This window comes from Rhodospirillales bacterium (genome assembly GCA_016872535.1).
GTDB lineage: Bacteria > Pseudomonadota > Alphaproteobacteria > Rhodospirillales > 2-12-FULL-67-15 > 2-12-FULL-67-15.
The window spans coordinates 1-18582 of sequence record VGZQ01000063.1; the positions used below are offsets into that span (position 1 = coordinate 1).

General features: G+C 66.8%; 19 protein-coding genes. 11 read left to right on the forward strand and 8 right to left on the reverse strand.

Translation table 11 applies throughout. The features are described from left to right. The 5 genes from FJ311_12220 to FJ311_12240 form a co-directional block, all read right to left on the reverse strand. A partial coding sequence (locus FJ311_12220) for a hypothetical protein (GenBank protein MBM3952204.1) occupies positions 1-757 on the reverse strand: 757 nt, incomplete at its 3' end. A 41-nt stretch (positions 758-798) separates the two neighbouring features. Further along, positions 799-1539: a uroporphyrinogen-III synthase gene (locus FJ311_12225; GenBank protein ID MBM3952205.1), complete on the reverse strand. Its 741-nt coding sequence runs from the start codon at positions 1537-1539 to the stop codon at positions 799-801. Continuing rightward, positions 1540-2451 carry a hydroxymethylbilane synthase gene (hemC, locus tag FJ311_12230; GenBank protein MBM3952206.1) on the reverse strand — a complete coding sequence of 304 codons (912 nt, stop codon included), beginning with the start codon at positions 2449-2451 and terminating at the stop codon, positions 1540-1542. A 70-nt stretch (positions 2452-2521) separates the two neighbouring features. After that, positions 2522-3175 carry a hypothetical protein gene (locus tag FJ311_12235; GenBank protein ID MBM3952207.1) on the reverse strand — a complete coding sequence of 218 codons (654 nt, stop codon included), beginning with the start codon at positions 3173-3175 and terminating at the stop codon, positions 2522-2524. A gap of 65 nt (positions 3176-3240) precedes the next feature. Next, positions 3241-3483 carry a hypothetical protein gene (locus FJ311_12240; GenBank protein MBM3952208.1) on the reverse strand — a complete coding sequence of 81 codons (243 nt, stop codon included), beginning with the start codon at positions 3481-3483 and terminating at the stop codon, positions 3241-3243. Between the two features lie 139 nt (positions 3484-3622). On the opposite strand from FJ311_12240, the gene tsaD reads away from it, so the two are divergent. The 6 genes from tsaD to acs all read left to right on the forward strand — a co-directional run bounded on the left by tsaD (position 3623) and on the right by acs (position 10750). Beyond that, positions 3623-4675 carry a tRNA (adenosine(37)-N6)-threonylcarbamoyltransferase complex transferase subunit TsaD gene (gene tsaD, locus FJ311_12245; GenBank protein ID MBM3952209.1) on the forward strand — a complete coding sequence of 351 codons (1053 nt, stop codon included), beginning with the start codon at positions 3623-3625 and terminating at the stop codon, positions 4673-4675. 36 nt (positions 4676-4711) lie between these two features. Beyond that, positions 4712-5713, forward strand: a complete 1002-nt coding sequence (locus tag FJ311_12250) for an NAD(P)-dependent glycerol-3-phosphate dehydrogenase (protein MBM3952210.1) — start codon at positions 4712-4714, stop codon at positions 5711-5713. 85 nt (positions 5714-5798) lie between these two features. Beyond that, positions 5799-7895: a thioredoxin domain-containing protein gene (locus FJ311_12255; GenBank protein ID MBM3952211.1), complete on the forward strand. Its 2097-nt coding sequence runs from the start codon at positions 5799-5801 to the stop codon at positions 7893-7895. A 24-nt stretch (positions 7896-7919) separates the two neighbouring features. Further along, the gene (locus tag FJ311_12260) at positions 7920-8333 is read left to right on the forward strand and encodes an EVE domain-containing protein (GenBank protein MBM3952212.1); all 414 of its coding nucleotides are present in this window, start codon (positions 7920-7922) and stop codon (positions 8331-8333) included. Then, positions 8330-8668, forward strand: a complete 339-nt coding sequence (locus tag FJ311_12265; protein ID MBM3952213.1) for a Rieske (2Fe-2S) protein — start codon at positions 8330-8332, stop codon at positions 8666-8668. The genes FJ311_12260 and FJ311_12265 overlap by 4 nt, the downstream gene beginning before the upstream one ends. 147 nt (positions 8669-8815) lie before the next feature. Further along, positions 8816-10750, forward strand: a complete 1935-nt coding sequence (gene acs / locus FJ311_12270) for an acetate--CoA ligase (GenBank protein ID MBM3952214.1) — start codon at positions 8816-8818, stop codon at positions 10748-10750. Positions 10751-10781: 31 nt separating this feature from the next. On the opposite strand, the gene FJ311_12275 is transcribed toward acs, so the two are convergent. The 3 genes from FJ311_12275 to FJ311_12285 form a co-directional block, all read right to left on the reverse strand. Next, positions 10782-12107, reverse strand: a complete 1326-nt coding sequence (locus FJ311_12275) for a hypothetical protein (GenBank protein MBM3952215.1) — start codon at positions 12105-12107, stop codon at positions 10782-10784. 371 nt (positions 12108-12478) lie between these two features. Beyond that, positions 12479-12955, reverse strand: coding sequence for a nuclease (locus tag FJ311_12280; protein MBM3952216.1), 477 nt, complete (start codon positions 12953-12955; stop codon positions 12479-12481). A gap of 155 nt (positions 12956-13110) precedes the next feature. Further along, positions 13111-13323, reverse strand: a complete 213-nt coding sequence (locus FJ311_12285; GenBank protein ID MBM3952217.1) for a DUF1674 domain-containing protein — start codon at positions 13321-13323, stop codon at positions 13111-13113. 71 nt (positions 13324-13394) lie between these two features. Here FJ311_12285 and htpX point away from each other — a divergent pair, with 71 nt between their 5' ends. From htpX to FJ311_12310, 5 genes are all read left to right on the forward strand, one after another. Beyond that, positions 13395-14279 (forward strand): zinc metalloprotease HtpX, encoded by an 885-nt coding sequence (gene htpX, locus FJ311_12290; protein ID MBM3952218.1) that lies wholly within the window; start codon positions 13395-13397, stop codon positions 14277-14279. Next, entirely contained in the window at positions 14276-15574 is a 1299-nt protein-coding gene (locus FJ311_12295) for an MFS transporter (protein ID MBM3952219.1), read from the forward strand. Before htpX ends, FJ311_12295 begins: the two co-directional genes overlap by 4 nt. A gap of 63 nt (positions 15575-15637) precedes the next feature. Next, positions 15638-16072 (forward strand): hypothetical protein, encoded by a 435-nt coding sequence (locus FJ311_12300; protein MBM3952220.1) that lies wholly within the window; start codon positions 15638-15640, stop codon positions 16070-16072. A gap of 174 nt (positions 16073-16246) precedes the next feature. Next, the gene (locus FJ311_12305; protein MBM3952221.1) at positions 16247-18085 is read left to right on the forward strand and encodes a carbamoyltransferase; all 1839 of its coding nucleotides are present in this window, start codon (positions 16247-16249) and stop codon (positions 18083-18085) included. An 18-nt stretch (positions 18086-18103) separates the two neighbouring features. After that, positions 18104-18582 (forward strand): nucleotide sugar dehydrogenase (locus tag FJ311_12310; GenBank protein ID MBM3952222.1); only part of this gene is annotated, 479 nt, incomplete at its 3' end.

The window sequence follows — 18582 nt, forward strand, 5'->3', positions numbered from 1 at the left end:
TGCGGCGCACCGCGACCAGGGCCGAAAGCCGGGCGAGCGCGCGATCGGTCCAGGTTCCGTCGCCGGCGCCGCGCGCCGCAACCGTCACCGCGCGCGCCATGGCGTCGAAACGGGCCTTGATGTCGTTCGCGGTCGGCACCCCCTTGGCGGCATGGGGCCGGAGTCGTTCGGCGGCTTCGGTCGCTTCCGGGCGGGATTTGGCGATTTCGCGCAACTGATCGAGTTCGCGCGCGAACGGGCGGCCCGCCAGACTCGCGTCGCGCAGCTGGCCGACGGCGAGGACGAACGCGGGCGCCATCGTATCAGCGCTGGCGGCCTTGGCTTCGGCCGCCTCGACCGCCTGAAGCCTTCGCGCGAGATCGGCGGCGCGCGCTTCCGATTCATTCAAACGGCGAACGAGATCGTCGAACGCCGCCTTATCGACGGCCGGCGCGGCGGGTGGCGGCGCCATGATCGACGGCGGCGCCGGCGCAGGCGCGGGTGTGGATACGGGCAACGCGCGTTCTTCGAGCGCCTTGACGCGCGCTTCCAGCGCCGCCACGCGCGGATCGGGCGTCGCGAGCTCCGCCCGGACCCACGGCAGCCAGCGGGGTGCCGTGGCCGCGATCGCCACGGCGAGCGCGCCCACGACCAGCAGGGAGATAATAAACGCCGGAAGAACCACCGCGGGCCGGGGCGGGGTCGCGACGGACTTGCCCATGTCCTTGTCGTCGGCCGGCTGGCCCTTGTCGTCGGTCGGCTTGGGAGTTTCGTCCATGACCCGGCAAGATTAGCAGGGCCCGCGCGGGATTGGCACCCTCAACCGCCGTTTTCGCGCGCGATCGCGGCGAAAAGCGATTCCTGATCGGGCCGCTCGGCAATAACGACTCGGCGCCACGCGGCCGCGCGCGCCTTCGCGGCGACCGCGTCGCTCAGACAATAGGCGCTCGCGCGCGCAAGATGCGGCGCCGCGCCCGCCCGGGTCGCGAGCGCGACGAAGGATTCGGCCGTGCGCGGCGAAAAGAAGAGGACGCCGTCGATCCGGCCTTGGGCGAGCGCGGCCGACGTCGCGTCCGACAGCCGTGTCGCTGCGCGCGCTTCGTAAAGAACCTCGCGCCGGTAGCGGAACCCCGCCCGTTCGAGCGCGCCGCCGAGATCGCCCGCGACCCGGGTTCCGGCGACGTGCACGAGAACGCCGCCGCCGGGATCGAGGCGGCGACGGCAAAGATCGGCAAGTGCGTCGACGTCGCCCGAAGCGCTTTCGACCCGCGCGAAGCCGAGCGCGCGCGCGGCCGCCGCCGAGGCTTCGCCCACCGCCAGGACCAAAATATTCCGTTCGGAATTGCGCGCGGCGAAGGCGCGCGCGCCGTTGGCGCTGGTGACCAGCAGTCCTTGCGCGCCGGAAAGATCGACCGGCGGGCCGGGACGCGGAACGATCTCGAGCATCGGCTCGCTCGAGGCTTGGTGGCCGAGGCGCGCGAGCGCAACGACGAGCGGCGCCGCGTCCTCCGCCGGCCGGGTGACGAGCAAACGCAGCGCGCGCGGGGGTGCGGACACGATTCAGAATCCCGGCAGGAACCCGGGACCGGCTTCGGCGCGCAGGTATTCGCCGAGGTCGCGGCCGAGCCGCGCGGCGTCGGATGTATTCCCGACGCGCTCGCCGGCGACGACGCGGCTTCCGTCCGGTTTGGCGACGAGACCCTTGAGCGCGATCCGCGAGCCCGTGACGCGTGCCAGCGCCGCGATCGGCGTGCGGCAGGAGCCGTCGAGCGCCTCGAGCAGCGCGCGTTCCGCCGTCACCGCGTCGCGGGACGCCGCGTGATCGAGGGCGCCGAGCCGTTCGCGCACCGCCCCGTCGCCCGCGCGGCAAGCGACCGCGATCGCCCCTTGTCCCGGCGCGGGCAGAATCTCGTCCGTTTCCAGGATCGCCGTCGCTACGTCGGCGCGGCCAAGGCGCCTCAAGCCCGCGAGCGCGAGCAGCGTCGCGTCGACCGCGCCTTCGTCGAGCTTGCGAAGCCGCGTCTGCACGTTGCCGCGCAAGAGCGTTACCTTCAGATCCGGCCGGCGGGCGAGAATCTGCGCCTGGCGGCGAAGCGAGGCGGTGCCGATGCGGGCGCCCGCCGGCAGGTCGAACAGGCGCGGCGCTTTCCGGCTGATGAAGGCATCGCGCGGGTCTTCCCGTTCCAATATGGCGGCCAGAACGATTCCGTCGGGCAGCCACGTCGGCACGTCCTTCAGCGAGTGGACGGCGAGATCGATCCGGCCGGAAAGAAGCGCTTCGTCGATTTCCTTGGTGAACAGGCCCTTGCCGCCGGCCTCGCTGAGCGCCCGGTCGAGCAGCTGATCGCCCGTGGTCTTAATGACCACGATATCCGCCTCATTCGCCGGCGCGAGGCGATTGCGAACTTCCTCGGCCTGGGCCAGCGCCAGGGGGCTGCCGCGGGTGCCGATGCGGAGGGGGGCAGATAAAATCATGCGCCAGTAATAACGCGGATTCGCGCCTCTGTCGCCTTATCGCTGAATATGTCCGATTATGGCGCGATCAACTTCTGGAAATACGGTGCCAGTATACGGGAACATCGGAAAGGACGTCGGTCAAACTCAGTTCCGCAGGAATAATCGGCCGATCGCCTGTGGAAAATAACAATCGCTTGGTAACCCCCATGTAGGCGTAGTTGTACAAGTGCGAGCAAATAACGCCACGCGAGCCTAATGCAAGTTGTGAAGGGTACCAGGACCCACGAATACCGTGAAAGGCGAGCGCCAATATCTGGCGGAAACCGTAGTCTTCACGCAGGCGGGTCATGGCGCGGAGCGCGATCTTATACTGGTCGTCGATGCTCAAGGTCATATCGCGGCGCACGCGGATCAAGTGTCGGCCCAAGTATTTGTCGATCTCGACATGCCGCACGCCGCCGATATCCGCTTCGCAAAGAAAACCGTCGCCGACATAGACCGCGGCATGATGCCAGCGCGCGTGTTCAATGACATAGTTTGCATGCTGGGCTTTGATAATAAGCTTCGATCCCAGAGGCGTGTTTTCGGGGATATTGAATAGGAGAAGATCGCCCGGCCGCCATTCGTTGATATTCGGGTAGCGTCCAAACTTGTCGCGAACCGCCGCCTCCAGCGCCCGGCTAGGCCGCCACTCTCCGTTTACCTTCGTATCTTTCGGATCAAGGAATTGCTGTGCCACGCCGTCCCCCCTTGCGGCAAAGCGTAAAGCCGCACCGACCGTGCGTTGGTCAGCTCACGTGACGCCTATATAATTTCGACAAATTTGACGATTCCGTCGGTTTCGTCGAACTTGACCTTACTGCCGCGCGTCAAGCCAGCGGCGGCCAGGGGTTGGCCGTAATATCCTTTCACCGTGTCGAAAGTGAACGGGTATTTGCGGTGGGTTGAATCGGCTTCGATCAGCCCGACGCCGCTGACATCGACTTGAATGACCACCCCGGTCGATTCGCCAACCGAAGTCGAGGCCGGAATTGTCTTGATACCCATCGTGTGCTCCACTCCCGCGTCTCGTTACCCGTCAAATTATATAGGCTTCGGCATTCAACACCGGCAAAATCGCGGATAAAGTTAATTATCGCATGGCCATCCGCGTCGTCCGAAGGCGAAAAATATCTGGGATTTCAATATGATCGTTCTCGGCCTCGAAACGAGTTGCGACGAAACGGCCGCCGCGGTGGTCGCCGAGGATAAGCGCGTGCTCGCCGACGAAATTCTTTCCCAGGAGGCCGAGCACCGCCCGTTCGGCGGCATCGTGCCGGAGGTCGCGGCGCGCGCCCATCTCGACCATCTTGACCGCTTGATTACCCGCGCGCTCGAACGCGCGCGCACGCCGTGGAAATCGCTCGCCGCCGTCGCCGCGACCGGCGGGCCGGGCCTGATCGGCGGCGTCATGGTCGGCGTCATCACCGCCAAGGCCATCGCCAGCGTGCGCCGGATTCCGTTCATCGCCGTCAATCACCTCGAGGGGCATGCCCTGAGCGCGCGCCTGATCGCCGACGTCGCGTTTCCCTATCTCCTCCTCCTGGTGTCGGGCGGCCATTGCCAGCTTCTGATCGTCGAGGGGGTCGGGCGCTACGTCCGGCTCGGCACCACCGTCGACGACGCGGCGGGCGAGGCGTTCGACAAGGCGGCGAAACTTTTGGGGCTCGGCTATCCCGGCGGGCCGGCGATCGAGCGTGCGGCGGCGACCGGCGATCCCGGGCGATTCGACCTGCCTCGGCCGCTGATCGGGAAACCGGGCTGCGATTTTTCCTTTTCCGGGCTCAAGGCGGCGCTCGCGCGGCGGGTGCGCGAGCTGGGCGCCCTCGATCCCGAAACCGTGCGCGACCTCGCCGCCGCGTTCCAGGATCGCGTCGCCCGGCACCTCGCCGAGCGCACGCGCAACGCCATCGCCGAGTTCCGCACCCGCCATCCGTCGGGCGATCATTTGGTGGTCGCGGGCGGCGTCGCCGCCAACGCCGAAATCCGCGCCCGCCTTCAACGCCTCGCCGACGAACACGGCCTTCGCCTGATCGCGCCGCCCGCAAGGCTCTGCACCGACAACGCCGCCATGATCGCCTGGGCGGGGATCGAGCGTTTCAAGCTCGGCTTCGTCGATCCGCTCGATTTCGCCGCGCGGCCGCGCTGGCCGCTCGATCCTCGCGCGCCCAAGGCGCCGGGCGCGGGCGTGAAAGCGTGATTGCAGACGAAAACCGCACGAGGCACACTTCCGCTCATGGGGGAACGGGTCTTTCAGCGCATCGGCATCGTCGGCGCGGGCGCGTGGGGCACCGCGCTCGCGCTGGTCGCGCGGCGCGCGGGCCGCGACGCCGCCATCTGGGCGCTCGAGCCCGAAGTCGCCGACGACATCAATGCCCGCCACGCCAATCCGCTTTATCTCCCCGGCGTCGAGCTCGACCCGAACATCGTCGCCACCACCGACCCGGCCGAGGTCGCCCGCGCGGACGCGATCCTGCTGGTAACCCCGGCGCAGCACACGCGCGGCCTCGCCCGCCGTCTTGCGCCCCATTGGCGCGACGGAACGCCGGCCCTGATCTGCGCCAAGGGCATCGAGCAGGAGAGCGGCAAGCTGTTGAGCGAGGTGGTGGCCGAGGAGCTTCCCGGCGCGGCGATCGCGGTGCTGTCCGGCCCGACGTTCGCGTCCGAGGTGGCGCGCAACCTGCCGACCGCCGTCACGCTCGCGGCGCGCGACGCAAAACTCGCGGACGCGCTCGCCCGCGCGCTCGGGACGTCGCGATTCCGCGCCTATACCGCGACCGATGTCGTCGGCGCCGAAATCGGCGGCGCGGTCAAGAACGTCATCGCCATCGCCTGCGGCATCGTCGAGGGCCGGAAACTGGGCGACAACGCGCGCGCGGCGCTCATCACCCGGGGCCTGGCCGAGATCATCCGCCTCGCCCGCGCCAAGGGGGGCGACGCGCGCACGTTGATGGGGCTTTCGGGCCTCGGCGATCTGACCTTGACCTGCAACGCGGCGCAATCGCGCAATTTCTCCCTCGGGCTCGCGCTCGGCCGCGACCGGCCGCTGGCGATGATACTGGCGGAACGCACCACGGTCGCCGAAGGCGTCTTTTCCGCGTCCTCGGTGATGGCGTTGGCCCGGCGGCTCGGGATCGAGATGCCGATCTGCGCCGCCGTCGACGCGGTGCTCAACCACGGCGCCGACCTCGATTCCGCCATCGCCGGGCTGCTCGCCCGTCCGGTCGGGACGGAATAACCCGACGCATTTCACGCCGTCTTGATCCCTCGCGGATGGATATCCCCGGAGCCGCCTGCGCGGTTTCGTGCATAATGGCCCGGCCATGAGAGGATTTCTCGCCGTGCTGCTCGTCGCGGCGGCGGTCGGCCACGCACCGGCCGCCGCCGCGCCGCGGCTCGCCCAGGAAACCAGCCCTTATCTCCGACTGCATGCCAAGGACGCCGTTGATTGGCGGCCGTGGGGCGAGGCGGCGTTCGCCGAGGCGAGGCGGGACCAGAAGCCGATCCTGCTTGCGATCGGCTATTTCGCCTGCCGCTGGTGTCACGTCATGCAGCGGGAAAGCTATCTCGATCCCGCTATCGCCGAGATCATCCATCGGAGCTTCATTCCCGTGCTGGTGGACCGGGAGGAACGCCCCGACGTGGACGCGGCCTACATCCTGCAGGCCTCGTTGCTCGGCTTGCCGACCGGCTGGCCGCTGACCCTGTTTCTCGCGCCATCGGGCGAAGTGTTTTTCGGCGGCACCTATTATCCCAAGGTGGAAACCGGCGGCGTGCCGTCCTTCGCCCACGTGCTCAGGGAGGTGGCGACGGCCTGGCGCGAGGATCCGGCGGCGCTAACGGCCGAGGCCGCGCGCGCGGCGGACGCGTTGCGCCGTGCGCTCGCCCCGCGCCCCGGCACCCTCGGCGCGGGCGAAATAGATTCCGCCCAGCGTGCCCTGCTCGAGGACGTCGATCCGTTCCACGGCGGATTCGGCAAATCGACCAAGTTCCCGCGCGCATCCGCCCTGGAAGCGTTATGGCGGGCTTATCTCAGGACCGGAGAAAAGGATTTCGCCGAGGCCGTCGCCGGCGCGCTCACGGCCATGGCCGAGGGCGGACTCTACGATCACGTCGGCGGCGGTTTTTTCCGCTACGCCGTGGATCCGGAATGGCGTGTTCCCCACTATGAGAAAATGCTGAATGTCAACGGCGCGCTGCTCGCCCTTTTCACCGAAGTTTGGCGCGAGACGCGCGAGGCGCGGTTCGCCCGGCAGGCGCGGGAAACGGCGGCGTTTCTGCTCGCCGAGATGCGGCTGCCGTCCGGCGCGTTCGCGTCCGCGCTCGACGCCGAGAGCGCGGACGCCACCGGACACAAGGACGAAGGAACGTATTACCTTTGGTCCGAAACCGAACTCAGGCGCGTCCTCGGCGCCGACGCCGACCCGTTTCTCGCCGCCTACGGCCTCGCGCCGCCGGAACGCAGGGAATTGCGGACCCTCGACGATCCCGGCACTTTGTACCGTTCCGAAACGGCGGAGGAACGATTCGACGCGTCGCTTGCGCGCTTGCGCGCCGAGCGCGAAGCGCGCGCGAGGCCCGCGCGCGACGACAAGCTGCTCGCCGATTGGAACGGCATCGCCATCGCCGCGCTCGCTGAGGCGGGCTTCGCCTTCGGCGAGCAAACTTGGATCGAGGCCGCGCGCCTCGCGTTCGCCGACGCCGTCCGTCGTCTGGAGTCCCCCTCTGGTCGCCTCGCCCATTCCTGGCACGACGGTCGCGCCGGCGCGCCGGCGCCGGTCGAAAGCCTGGCCCAGATGGCGCGCGCGGCTCTGGTCCTGTTCGAGGCGACCGGAGACGCGGCTTACCTGCGCCGCGCCGAAACGTGGGTCGGCCAAGCGATAAGCGATCATTGGGACCCGGCCGGCGGTGGCTTCTTCCAGGCCGTTGCCGATGTCGCGCCCGCGCTCACCCGTCTCAAGCCGGTCATCGACATGCCCGATCCGTCCGGCAATGCGACAATGGTCGAAGTTCTGGCCAAGCTCTACTTCTTGACCGGGGCGGAGGACCTGCGCGCGCGCGCCGAGCGGACACTGGCCACGACCGGCGGTATTGTCGGCAGCGATCCGCTCTCCTCGGCCGGCCTTCTCAACGCCGCCGATAGCTTGCGCCAGGGATTGCAGGTGGTGATCGTCGGCCAACGCGGTGAAGCCGGCGCCGAACGGCTCCTTGTCCGAACGTTGGCCTTCAGCCTGCCCGCGCGCGCTTTGCTCGTGATTCCTCCCGGTCAGAGCTTGCCCGACAATCACCCCGCCCACGGCAAGGGTCAGATCGACGGCCGCGCCACCGCCTACGTCTGCCGCGGCACCGTCTGCTCGCTGCCCGCGGCCGACGAAAACGAGCTCGCCGAAACGATCCGCGCGATGCGCGCGGGCCTGTGAGACGCGACAACGAGGCGCGCGGCCATGGCCTACTGGCTGGTGAAATCGGAACCGGAAACCTGGTCGTGGAACGACCACGTCAAGAAAGGCGTCGAGCCGTGGAACGGCGTGCGCAATTTCCAGGCCGCCGCCAACCTGAAAGCGATGAAAAAAGGCGACAGGGCTTTTTTCTATCATTCGGGCGAAAGCCGCGAGATCGTCGGCATCGTCGAGGTCGTGAAGACCTATTATCCCGATCCCAGCGATGAAACCGGCCGCTTCGGCATGGTCGACTTCCGCGCGCGCCAACCCCTGAAAAAACCCGTCACGCTGGCCGCGATCAAGGCCGAGCCGCGGCTCGCCCATCTCGCTCTGGTGCGCCAGTCCAGGCTGTCGGTGATGCCGATCGACGATCAAGCGTGGGCGCGCATTTGCCGGATGGGCGGAATCGAGCCGTGACCGGCGGCGTCCTTTGCCGGCTCGATGACATCGCCCATGGCGACAGCAACGGGTTCGTTGCCGCGCGGGCTAATGGCGAGCGGATCGGCGTGCTCGCCGTGCGCCGGGGCGGAAAGATTTATGCCTACGTCAACAGTTGCCCGCACACCGGCGCGCCGCTCGATTTCCTGCCGGGCCGGTTTCTGAACATCGACAAGACCCTGATCCAATGTTCGACCCACGGCGCGCTGTTCCGCATCGAGGACGGGGTCTGCGTCAAGGGTCCATGCGCCGGCAAGCGCCTCGCGCCGGTCGCCGTGGCCGTCGAAAACGGGACCGTCCGGCTTGCCGAATGACCCGGCCGAATGAGCCGGCCAAATGAGCCGATAAAGACCGCCCCGCCCCCTTTTCCCATCCGGCGCGGAACGATAAAGTTTGGGCAATCGTCGCCGGACGGGTCCACCTCGGAACCGGCCGACACCCCAGGAAGAGGCTCGATCCCCATGCAGGACCAACTGTTTCCCGTTCCCGAAGCCCTCGCCAAGACCGCGCACATCAACCGCGCGAAGTATCAGGAAATGTACGAACGCTCGGTCAAGGACCCGGAAGGGTTCTGGCGCGAGCACGGCAAGCGCATCGACTGGATCAAGCCCTACACCAAGATCAAGGATTCGAGCTTCCAGCCGCCGGTGCACATCCGCTGGTTCTACGACGGCACGCTGAACGCTTCCGTCAACTGCATCGACCGGCATCTCGCCAAACGCGGCAACCAGACCGCGATCCTGTGGGAAGGCGACGACCCCAAGGACAGCAAGGCGATCACCTACAAGGAACTGCACGAGCACGTTTGCCGGCTCGCTAACGCGCTCAAGGCGCAGGGGGTTAAAAAAGGCGACCGGGTCACCGTCTACATGCCGATGATCCCCGAGGCGGCCTACGCCATGCTCGCCTGCGCGCGCATCGGCGCGATTCATTCGGTGGTGTTCGGCGGCTTTTCGCCCGAATCCCTGGTCGGGCGCATCCAGGACTGCGATTCCAACTGCGTCATCACCGCCGACGAAGGCATCCGCGCCAACAAGAAGATTCCGCTCAAGGCGAATACCGACGAGGCGCTCAAGAAGTGCCCGTCGGTGAAAACCGTGATCGTGGTCAAGCGCACCGGCGGCGCCATCAACTGGGTGGAAGGCCGCGACGTCTGGTACCACGACGTCTGCGCCAAGGCCGCCCCCGACTGCCCGCCCGAGGAAATGAACGCCGAGGATCCGCTTTTCATCCTCTACACCTCCGGCTCGACCGGCAAGCCCAAGGGGGTGCTGCACACCACCGGTGGCTACATGGTCTACGTCTCGATGACCCACCAATACATCTTCGATTACAAGGACGGCGAGGTGTATTGGTGCACCGCCGACGTCGGCTGGGTCACCGGGCACAGCTACATCCTTTATGGCCCGCTCTCCAACGGCGCCATCACCCTGATGTTCGAGGGCGTGCCGAATTACCCCGACGCCTCGCGCTTCTGGCAGGTGTGCGACAAGCACAAGGTCAATATTTTCTACACCGCGCCGACCGCGATCCGCGCCTTGATGCGCGAAGGCGACGGCCCGGTGACCAAGACCAGCCGCAAGTCGCTTCGCCTGCTCGGCTCGGTCGGCGAGCCGATCAACCCCGAGGCCTGGCTCTGGTACTACAACGTCGTCGGCGACAAGCGCTGCCCGATCGTCGACACTTGGTGGCAGACCGAGACCGGCGGCATCCTCATCACGCCCCTGCCGGGCGCGATCGCGACCAAGCCGGGATCGGCGACGCTGCCCTTCTTCGGCATCAAACCCGCCATCGTCGACCCCAACGGCAAGGAACTGGAAGGCGCCTGCGAGGGCAATCTGGTGATCCTCGATTCCTGGCCCGGCCAGATGAGGACCGTGTTCCGCGATCACGACCGGTTCGTGCAGACGTACTTCTCCACCTACCCCGGCCGCTATTTCACCGGCGACGGCTGCCGGCGCGACAAGGACGGCTATTACTGGATCACCGGCAGGGTCGACGACGTGATCAACGTCTCCGGCCACCGCATGGGCACCGCCGAGGTCGAAAGCGCGCTGGTCGCCCACCCCAAGGTCGCGGAGTCGGCGGTGGTCGGCTATCCGCATCCGATCAAGGGCCAAGGCATCTACGCCTACGTGACCCTCAAGCTCGGCGAACACCCGACCGAGGATCTGCGCAAGGAACTGGTCCAATGGGTGCGCAAGGAGATCGGACCCATCGCCCAGCCCGATCTGATCCAATGGGCGCCGGGCCTGCCCAAGACCCGTTCGGGCAAGATCATGCGCCGCATCCTGCGCAAGATCGCCGAGAACGAGCCGGGCAACCTGGGCGACACCTCGACCCTCGCCGATCCGGCGGTGGTCAAGGACCTGGTCGATAACCGGATGAACAAGTAAGCGGACGGACCGCCCGCCGTTCGGCGGCAGCTTATTTTTTCTTGGCGGTCGCCGCCGGCGCGGTCTTGGCGGAGGCCGTATCTTTCGGCGCCACGTCGTCGGCCAGCGCCGCGCCGCGCGTTTCCAACAGACGCCGCGCGCGTTGCAGATTTTTCTGCAGGACCGCGATCGCCTGGCCCTGGCCGAGCTGGCCGTAGATATCGAGCGCGCCGTCGAAGCAGCCGACCGCCTCGCGCAAGGCGGCGGCATTGCCGTTGCGCTTGGCGAGCGCGAACGAGGCCGCGCCGAGCGCGCTCGTGGTTTGCGCCCAGTGCAGCGGCAGCGTTTCGCGCCGGCGGACATTGAGCGCCTTGTGAAACACCATCACCGCCTGTTCGAGCGCGGCGGTGCCGGTCATATGCTCGCCGAGCGTGGTCAAAAGGACACCGTACTGGTGCATGAGGTCCGACCACCGCAATGGGTGCGCGGGCTGGGTAAACACCGTCAGCGCCTGCTGATAGGCCGTTGCCGCGTCGCGAAAGTGCGCGGGCTTGCCTTCCATCTGGCCCAGCCGGTAGAGCACCGCGCCGAGGCGCGCCTGGAACTGGGCCCAATCGCTCGGATATTCGATGCGGGTCAAGGCCTCGGTTGCCTGACGGCAGATGCTCGCCGCGTCGTTCATCCGGGAGGGGCTGCGTTCGGCCTCGGCTTGCGCGACCAACAGGTTGGCGAGGTGATTCCGCGATTGAATCCAAAGTCGCGGCTGGGTGGGGATGGTTACGCGCTCGTTTGCCGCGCGATAATAAGCGAGCGCCAGGTCGAGTCGGGCGGCATCGCCGGCACTCCGATATTCAGCGGCGTGAGCATGGCCGACGCCCAGCATCAGGCTCGCGGCCACCGCCGGCGATCCGGCCGCCGCCAGCGCTCCCGGATCGGACAATTCATGCAGCATTCGGCGCAAGCCGACGATCGCGAAGCCGTCGCGCGCGCCATGGCCGAAGGCGGTCGCCGCCAGCATCATTGCCGCGATTACCTGGCCGGACTCGCCGCCGAGATCGGCCGGAACGTCGAAGGCATCGGCGGGTCCGAGCGCGCCGAGGGTGCCGTCGGGTTCCGTCACCGCCGGCAAAAACCGAAGAGTCGCGGTGGAGGATTCGGCCGTCATTGCCCCCCATATGAGCAGCCCGGCCCCGGTTTCTTGAAGCCACGCGCGGCCCTGTTCGGCCGTAGCGGCAACTTTTTCCGCCTCGTCGCCCAACCCGGTCAGGCGCAAAGGTTCCTTGCGCCGAAGAACGGCAATTCCGGGCAGTTTATCGATCCGGCTGACGAGGTGTTCGGCGAAGGCGTCGCCTTGGGGACCGTCGAAATCCGCGATCATGACCGCGGTAGTGTTTGCGATCGTGGAGCTCGGGGCGAAAGAAGCTTGTCCGCTGGCGCGGAGTTCGATTTTTTCGTTTCCGCTCGGGTTCGGCGGTTTCCCCTTGAGATCGGGGATCAACCAGCGCAAGAGAACGTCGAATAACGCCATCGCCCAATCATCCCCCTACGGCCGCGCACATCGACGACTTCGCACGGCGTGAAACCGGAGCGATGTGTTCCAATTCGGAATTGACGGAATACGCGCATCGCTCGGGGAAAATTGCAAAATTTCGTCGAAGGACTCAAGCGGTTCGAAACGAACATCGGGAAAGTTATCCACCGCGCCGAAGCAGGGCTGTCAGCGCCCGGATTTGACAAGGAAAATGCGTTTCAACCGGAACTGTTGTCGGAGCACCAATTCGGGCGGGTGCCGCCGTCGTAGGGCCGCGCGAGTCCGCGGCGTATCAGCGATTCGGCCAAATCCTCGCCTTCCGGCGTCAAAACACGGGCGAGAACGCGCCGACCGTACTTGTCGTAACGGACATCGCGTAGGATTACGCGCTTCGATTCCACGCGCGCATGGACGAAATCCCGTGCGGCCCGGGCCAGCGCGCGTTCTTCTTCGCATCGCGCCTTGAGCTCGGGCGCGTCGACGCCGAAAAGCCGCACGCGGGTTTCCACGTCCTGGCCAAGCCAAATCCGGGCGCGGACCAGAATGGTGTCGCCGTCGATCACGTCGAGGACCGCCGCCGCCACCGGGCCGGCCACCGGTTCCTCCGCCGGCGGCCGCGTGCCGACGAGCTCGCCGTGGCCGAGGGCGAGCGCGGCGCCCAACAGGCCGACCAGCCATGCCGCCGTCCGCGTCATGTTTCCTGTCCCGTCATGGCCCGTACGCTGCGCTCTCTTGCTTCCGCAGACGGGGAGCGAATCGGCAGACTACAGCACCTTGGATCGGATGAGAACAAAAATAGAACAGCGCCGCCCAACGAGGGATTCGCCAGCTTCCGGGACGGCAACCCGGATCAAAAATCTATGCAGCGCCCGTTCTTTTCCCAATCGCCGTAGCGGGTTGGATCCATGCCGGCGGAGGGTCTCTTCCCCGTATCCGAAGCCGGAGCAACGGGTGCGCCGGGCGGCGACGGAGCCGCCGGAGATGGAGACGCGGGAACTCCCGTATGGCCTTCACTATCTTTGGTAGATGTCGCCTGGGGCGGGACGCGCGGACGGGGTTCCATGGATCGACTCTTAGCCGACGAGGCGCTTGCGGGAAACCGGAAACCGCCTACTTTTCCCGCCAGGATCGACCATGCCCTATGCCCGTACCGCCCTGTTGCTCGCCGGCCTGACCGGCCTTTTTCTCGTGCTCGGCTACCTGATGGGTGGCGAGACGGGTCTCGTTTTGGCATTCGTGCTCGCGGCCGCCGGCAACCTGTTCGCCTACTGGAACGCGGACAAGATGGTCCTCGCCATGGCCGGTGCGCGCGAGATCGGCCGCGCCGACGCCCCCGGCTTTTACGGTATCGTCGAACAGCTCGCGCACCGGGCCGGGTTGCCCATGCCGCGGGTCTTCCTGATCGACGAAGATCAGCCCAACGCCTTCGCCACCGGGCGCGATCCCCGTAACGCCGCCGTCGCGGCCACCACCGGTCTTCTCGCGCGGCTTAGTTCCGAGGAAATCGCCGGGGTCATGGCCCACGAACTCGCTCACGTCAGGAATCGCGACACCCTGATCATGACCGTCGCCGCCACCATCGCCGGCGCGATCGGCATGCTCGCGCACTTCGCTTTCTTCTTCGGCGGCGCGCGCGGCAACGACGAGCGCGGTGGCGCCCTCGGCGCGGTCGGCGCGATTCTCGCGGTCGTCTTGGCGCCGATCGCGGCGATGCTGGTGCAGATGGCCATATCGCGCGGACGGGAGTACGAAGCCGATCGGATCGGTGCCGAGATTTGCGGCCAGCCCTTGTGGCTCGCCTCGGCGCTCGCCAAGCTCGACCAAGCCGCGCACGCGATTCCCAATCGGACTGCCGAACACAATCCGGCGACCGCGCATCTTTACATCGTCAACCCGCTGTCGGGCGAGCGCATGGACAACCTGTTTTCCACCCATCCGAGCATGGAAAACCGCATCCGGCGGTTGGAAGTCCTGGCGAACCGTCGCGACGGCGACCCACCCGCGGGGCCCTGGGGCTGAGCGCGGCAACGAAGATATCGGCGCGCGCGGGGGCCGCCGAAGCCCTGATCGCGGTGCTGGCGCGGGGCGTCCCGCTCGAATCCGCGCTCGAGCGGCATTGTGCCGCGAAGGATCTTTCGCCGCGCGACCGCGCGTTCGCGCACAATCTGGTCCTGACGACGCTTCGGCGTCTCGGCGAAATCGAGGCGGCCGTCGCATCGTGCCTCGAGCGACCGTTGCCGAAGGGCGCCCTGCACGCGCGAACCGCGTTGCATCTCGGCATCTGCCAGATCCTGTTTTTGCGAACCCCCGCCCACGCCGCCGTCGCCACGTCGGTCGCGCTCGCGGAAGCAGGCGGAGGCGGGCGCCTCAAGGGCCTCGTCAACGCCGTGCTGCGGCGGATCGCCCGAACGCCGGACCGGTTCCTTGCCGGCCCGGACGCGGGACGCGCCAACACGCCCGCATGGTTGTGGGCGCGCTGGTCCGAAGCCTTCGGCGAAGAGGCCTGCCGGCGCATTGCCGAGACCCATCTTCGCGAGCCGCCGCTCGATATTGCCGTAAAAAGCGACCCTGACACCTGGGCGCAACGCCTGAACGGACGCGTGTTGCCGACCGGGGCGGTGCGCCTGGACGACGTTTCCGCGGTCGGCGCCCTCGACGGATACGCCAAAGGCGCCTGGTGGGTGCAGGACGCCGCTGCACAACTCCCGGTGCGGCTTCTCGGCGACGTCAAAGGCCGCCTCGTGTTCGATCTCTGCGCCGCGCCCGGCGGCAAAACGGCGCAGCTCGCATGCGCCGGCGCCAACATCGTCGCCGTCGATCGATCAAAGACGCGGATCGAACGGTTGCGCGCCAATCTCGCCCGCCTCGATCTCGCCGCCGATACCGTCATCGCCGATGTCCTCGCGTGGGCGCCGGGACGCTTGGCCGACGCCGTGCTGTTGGATGCGCCGTGCACCGCGACCGGCACCGTGCGTCGCCATCCCGATATTCCGCGTATCCGCAAGCCAGAAGACATCGCCGTCCTCGCCGCGACCCAGGAAAAATTGTTGCGCGCCGCCGTCAATTTCGTGCGGCCGGGCGGCGCGCTCGTTTATTGCGTCTGCTCGCTCGAACCCGAGGAGGAAACCGAGCGGATCGACCGGTTCCTTGGCGACGGCGCCCCCTTTACGCGCGAGCCGATCCGCGCCGACGAGATTGCCCACCAGTCGCCGTTTCTGACCCCCGAGGGGAATTTGCGCACGTTGCCCTGCCATTGGCCCGAATGGGGAGGGCTGGACGGGTTTTTCGCCGCCCGCTTGCGGCGCGCAGGCTAGCTTTATTATGCCTTTATTAACGGCGGTCGGGTGATTAGGGTTGCGCCGGCCCGGAGGGCAACGATGGCCGAAACCCAAGGCCTGCACGAATCGTTCGATCGCGCGAGCGACGTCAAGACGGGTTCCGAACGGGCGTTCGGGCTCGTCTTCGCCGCCGTGTTCCTGCTGGTGGCACTGTGGCCCCTGCTCGCCGGCGATGCGCCGCGCTATTGGGCGATCGTCGTCGCGCTCGTTTTCGCCGCCGCCGCTGGCCTCGCGCCTCGAATATTGGCGCCGCTCAATCGGCTCTGGTTCCGGTTCGGAATGTTGCTGCACCGGATTGTTAGTCCCTTGATCATGGCTTTGTTGTTTTTTCTGACCGTGACGCCGATCGCGCTGGTCATGCGGTTCATGGGCAAGGACCCCCTCCGCCTCAAATTCGACCGTGCCGCGCGCACCTATTGGATCGAACGTGCGCCGCCGGGGCCCCCGCCCGAGTCCATGCGCCATCAATTTTGACGGAGTGTACGGATGTCCTTTCTCGCCGAGTTGTGGCTGTTCCTGAAAGTGCGCAAGAAGTTCTGGCTGCTGCCGATCATCGTGATGATGGCCCTGTTCGGCGGCCTGATCGTGCTGAGCCAGGGCTCGGCGGTCGCGCCCTTCATCTACACGATTTTCTGAGGGGGGTGCCGGTTGCGCATTCTCGGCGTATCGGCCTTCTACCACGACAGCGCCGCGGCGCTGATCGAGGACGGGCGCATCGTCGCCGCCGCCCAGGAGGAACGCTTCACCCGCAAGAAGCACGATTCGGGTTTCCCCGCCAACGCCATCGCGTTCTGTCTGGATTTCGCGGGCGTGAAACTGGCCGACGTCGATTTGGTCGCTTTCTACGACAAGCCGTTTCTCAAGTTCGAACGGCTGCTCGAAACCTATGTCGCGTTCGCGCCGCGCGGCTTCGCCTCGTTCCGCATGGCGATACCAGTCTGGCTGCGCGAAAAACTGTTCCAGAAGGACCTGCTGCGCAAGCGCTTCGCCGCGTTCGATCCCGGATTCGATTGGCAATCCCGGCTGCTGTTTTCCGAGCACCATCTCAGCCACGCAGCTTCGGCTTTCTTTCCGTCGCCGTTCGAGGAAGCCCTGGTGTTGACCATGGACGGCGTCGGCGAATGGGCGACCACCTCGGTCGCGCACGGCAAGGGCAACTCGCTCGCCGTCGTCAAGGAGCTGCATTTCCCCCATTCGCTCGGGCTCTTGTACGCCGCGTTCACCTATTACACCGGCTTCAAGGTCAATTCCGGCGAATACAAAGTCATGGGGCTCGCTCCCTATGGCGAACCCAAATATGCCCGCGCGATTCTCGACAACCTGATGGATTTGAAGGACGACGGGACCTTCCGTCTCGACCAATCCTACTTCGACTACTGCACCGGGCTGCGCATGACCAACGCCAAGTTCGACCGGTTGTTCGGCGGGCCGGCGCGGACGCCCGAGGAACCGCTCACCCAACGCCACATGGATCTTGCCGCTTCGATCCAAAAGGTGACCGAGGAGGTCGTGCTGCGCCTGACCCGCGCGCTCGCCGCCGAAACCGGCGCGGCCAATCTTTGCCTTGCCGGCGGCGTAGCGCTCAATTGCGTCGCCAACGGCCACGTGCTGCGCGATGGAAAGTTCAAGAATATTTGGATTCAGCCGGCGGCGGGCGACGCCGGCGGCGCACTCGGCGCGGCGCTTGCGGCCTATCACCTCTACCGCGGCGGCGCGCGGACCGTTCCCGCCAACCGTCAGGACGCCATGGCGGGCGGCTATCTCGGCCCCGAATTCGCCCAAGCCGAGATCGAGCGGCGCCTGACCGCCGCCGGCGCCCGCTTTCGCACCCTCGCCCCCCAAGATACGATCGATGTCGCCGCCCGCGCGCTGGCCGACGGCCAAGCGGTCGGTTGGTTCCAAGGCCGGATGGAGTTCGGCCCGCGGGCGCTGGGCGCGCGTTCGTTTCTCGGCGACGCCCGTTCGCCGTCGATGCAGAGGATGCTCAATTTGAAGATCAAGTATCGCGAGTCGTTCCGCCCCTTCGCGCCGTCGGTGTTGGCGGAAGACGCGGCCGATTGGTTCGATCTCGACCGGGAGAGTCCTTACATGCTGATCGTCGCCGACGTCGCCGAAAAGCGCCGCCGCGCCATGACCGAGGCGGAGCGGAACCTGTTCGGGATCGATAAATTGAACATTCCGCGTTCGGAAATTCCGGCGGTGACCCACGTCGATTATTCCGCCCGCATCCAGACGGTGCACGCGGAGACCAATCCGCGCTACCATGCGCTGCTGGCGCGCTTCAAGGAACTGACCGGCTGTCCGGTGATCGTGAACACCAGCTTCAACGTGCGTGGCGAGCCGATCGTCGGTTCGCCCGAGGACGCGTTCCGCTGTTTCATGGGCACCGAGGCCGAAATGCTGGTGGTCGGCGATTGCGTGCTCGCCAAGGCCGACCAGGACCCCGCCTTGAAGCTCGATTACAAGGGCGCGTTCGCGCCCGATTGAAGATCATCGATCGACCCCATGACTCACGGACGAAAAATATCCGTCATCGGGCTCGGCTACGTCGGCTTGCCGGTCGCCGTCGCCTTCGCCCGCGAGGGAAACCCGGTTGTCGCCTTCGACATCGATCCCGCCCGCGTCGCCGAACTGAAGACGGGACGCGATCGGACCGGCGAAATCCCCGGCGAAGCCCTAGCCCTGCCCGCGCTCGAGTTCACCGTCGATCCGGGCGCGCTCAAGCGGGCCGATTTTCACATCGTCACCGTGCCGACCCCGATCGACGACGCCAACCGGCCCGATCTCGCCGCGCTCGAATCCGCCACGCGCACCGTCGGCGCGCAACTCAAGAAAGGCGACATCGTCGTCTACGAATCGACCGTTTTTCCCGGGGCGACCGAGGACGTGTGCGCGCCGTTGCTGGCCAAAACTTCGGGCCTGACGGCGGGCCGCGATTTCGCCGTCGGCTACAGTCCGGAACGCATCAATCCCGGCGACCGCGA

Coding starts and splice junctions, on each gene's coding strand:
- FJ311_12250 (MBM3952210.1), top strand. CDS start 4,712: ATGGGGGAACGGGTCTTTCAGCGCATCGGCATCGTCGGCGCGGGCGCG.
- acs (MBM3952214.1), top strand. CDS start 8,816: ATGCAGGACCAACTGTTTCCCGTTCCCGAAGCCCTCGCCAAGACCGCG.
- FJ311_12260 (MBM3952212.1), top strand. CDS start 7,920: ATGGCCTACTGGCTGGTGAAATCGGAACCGGAAACCTGGTCGTGGAAC.
- htpX (MBM3952218.1), top strand. CDS start 13,395: ATGCCCTATGCCCGTACCGCCCTGTTGCTCGCCGGCCTGACCGGCCTT.
- FJ311_12280 (MBM3952216.1), bottom strand. CDS start 12,955: ATGACGCGGACGGCGGCATGGCTGGTCGGCCTGTTGGGCGCCGCGCTC.
- FJ311_12255 (MBM3952211.1), top strand. CDS start 5,799: ATGAGAGGATTTCTCGCCGTGCTGCTCGTCGCGGCGGCGGTCGGCCAC.
- FJ311_12285 (MBM3952217.1), bottom strand. CDS start 13,323: ATGGAACCCCGTCCGCGCGTCCCGCCCCAGGCGACATCTACCAAAGAT.
- FJ311_12275 (MBM3952215.1), bottom strand. CDS start 12,107: ATGATCGCGGATTTCGACGGTCCCCAAGGCGACGCCTTCGCCGAACAC.
- tsaD (MBM3952209.1), top strand. CDS start 3,623: ATGATCGTTCTCGGCCTCGAAACGAGTTGCGACGAAACGGCCGCCGCG.
- FJ311_12240 (MBM3952208.1), bottom strand. CDS start 3,483: ATGGGTATCAAGACAATTCCGGCCTCGACTTCGGTTGGCGAATCGACC.
- FJ311_12300 (MBM3952220.1), top strand. CDS start 15,638: ATGGCCGAAACCCAAGGCCTGCACGAATCGTTCGATCGCGCGAGCGAC.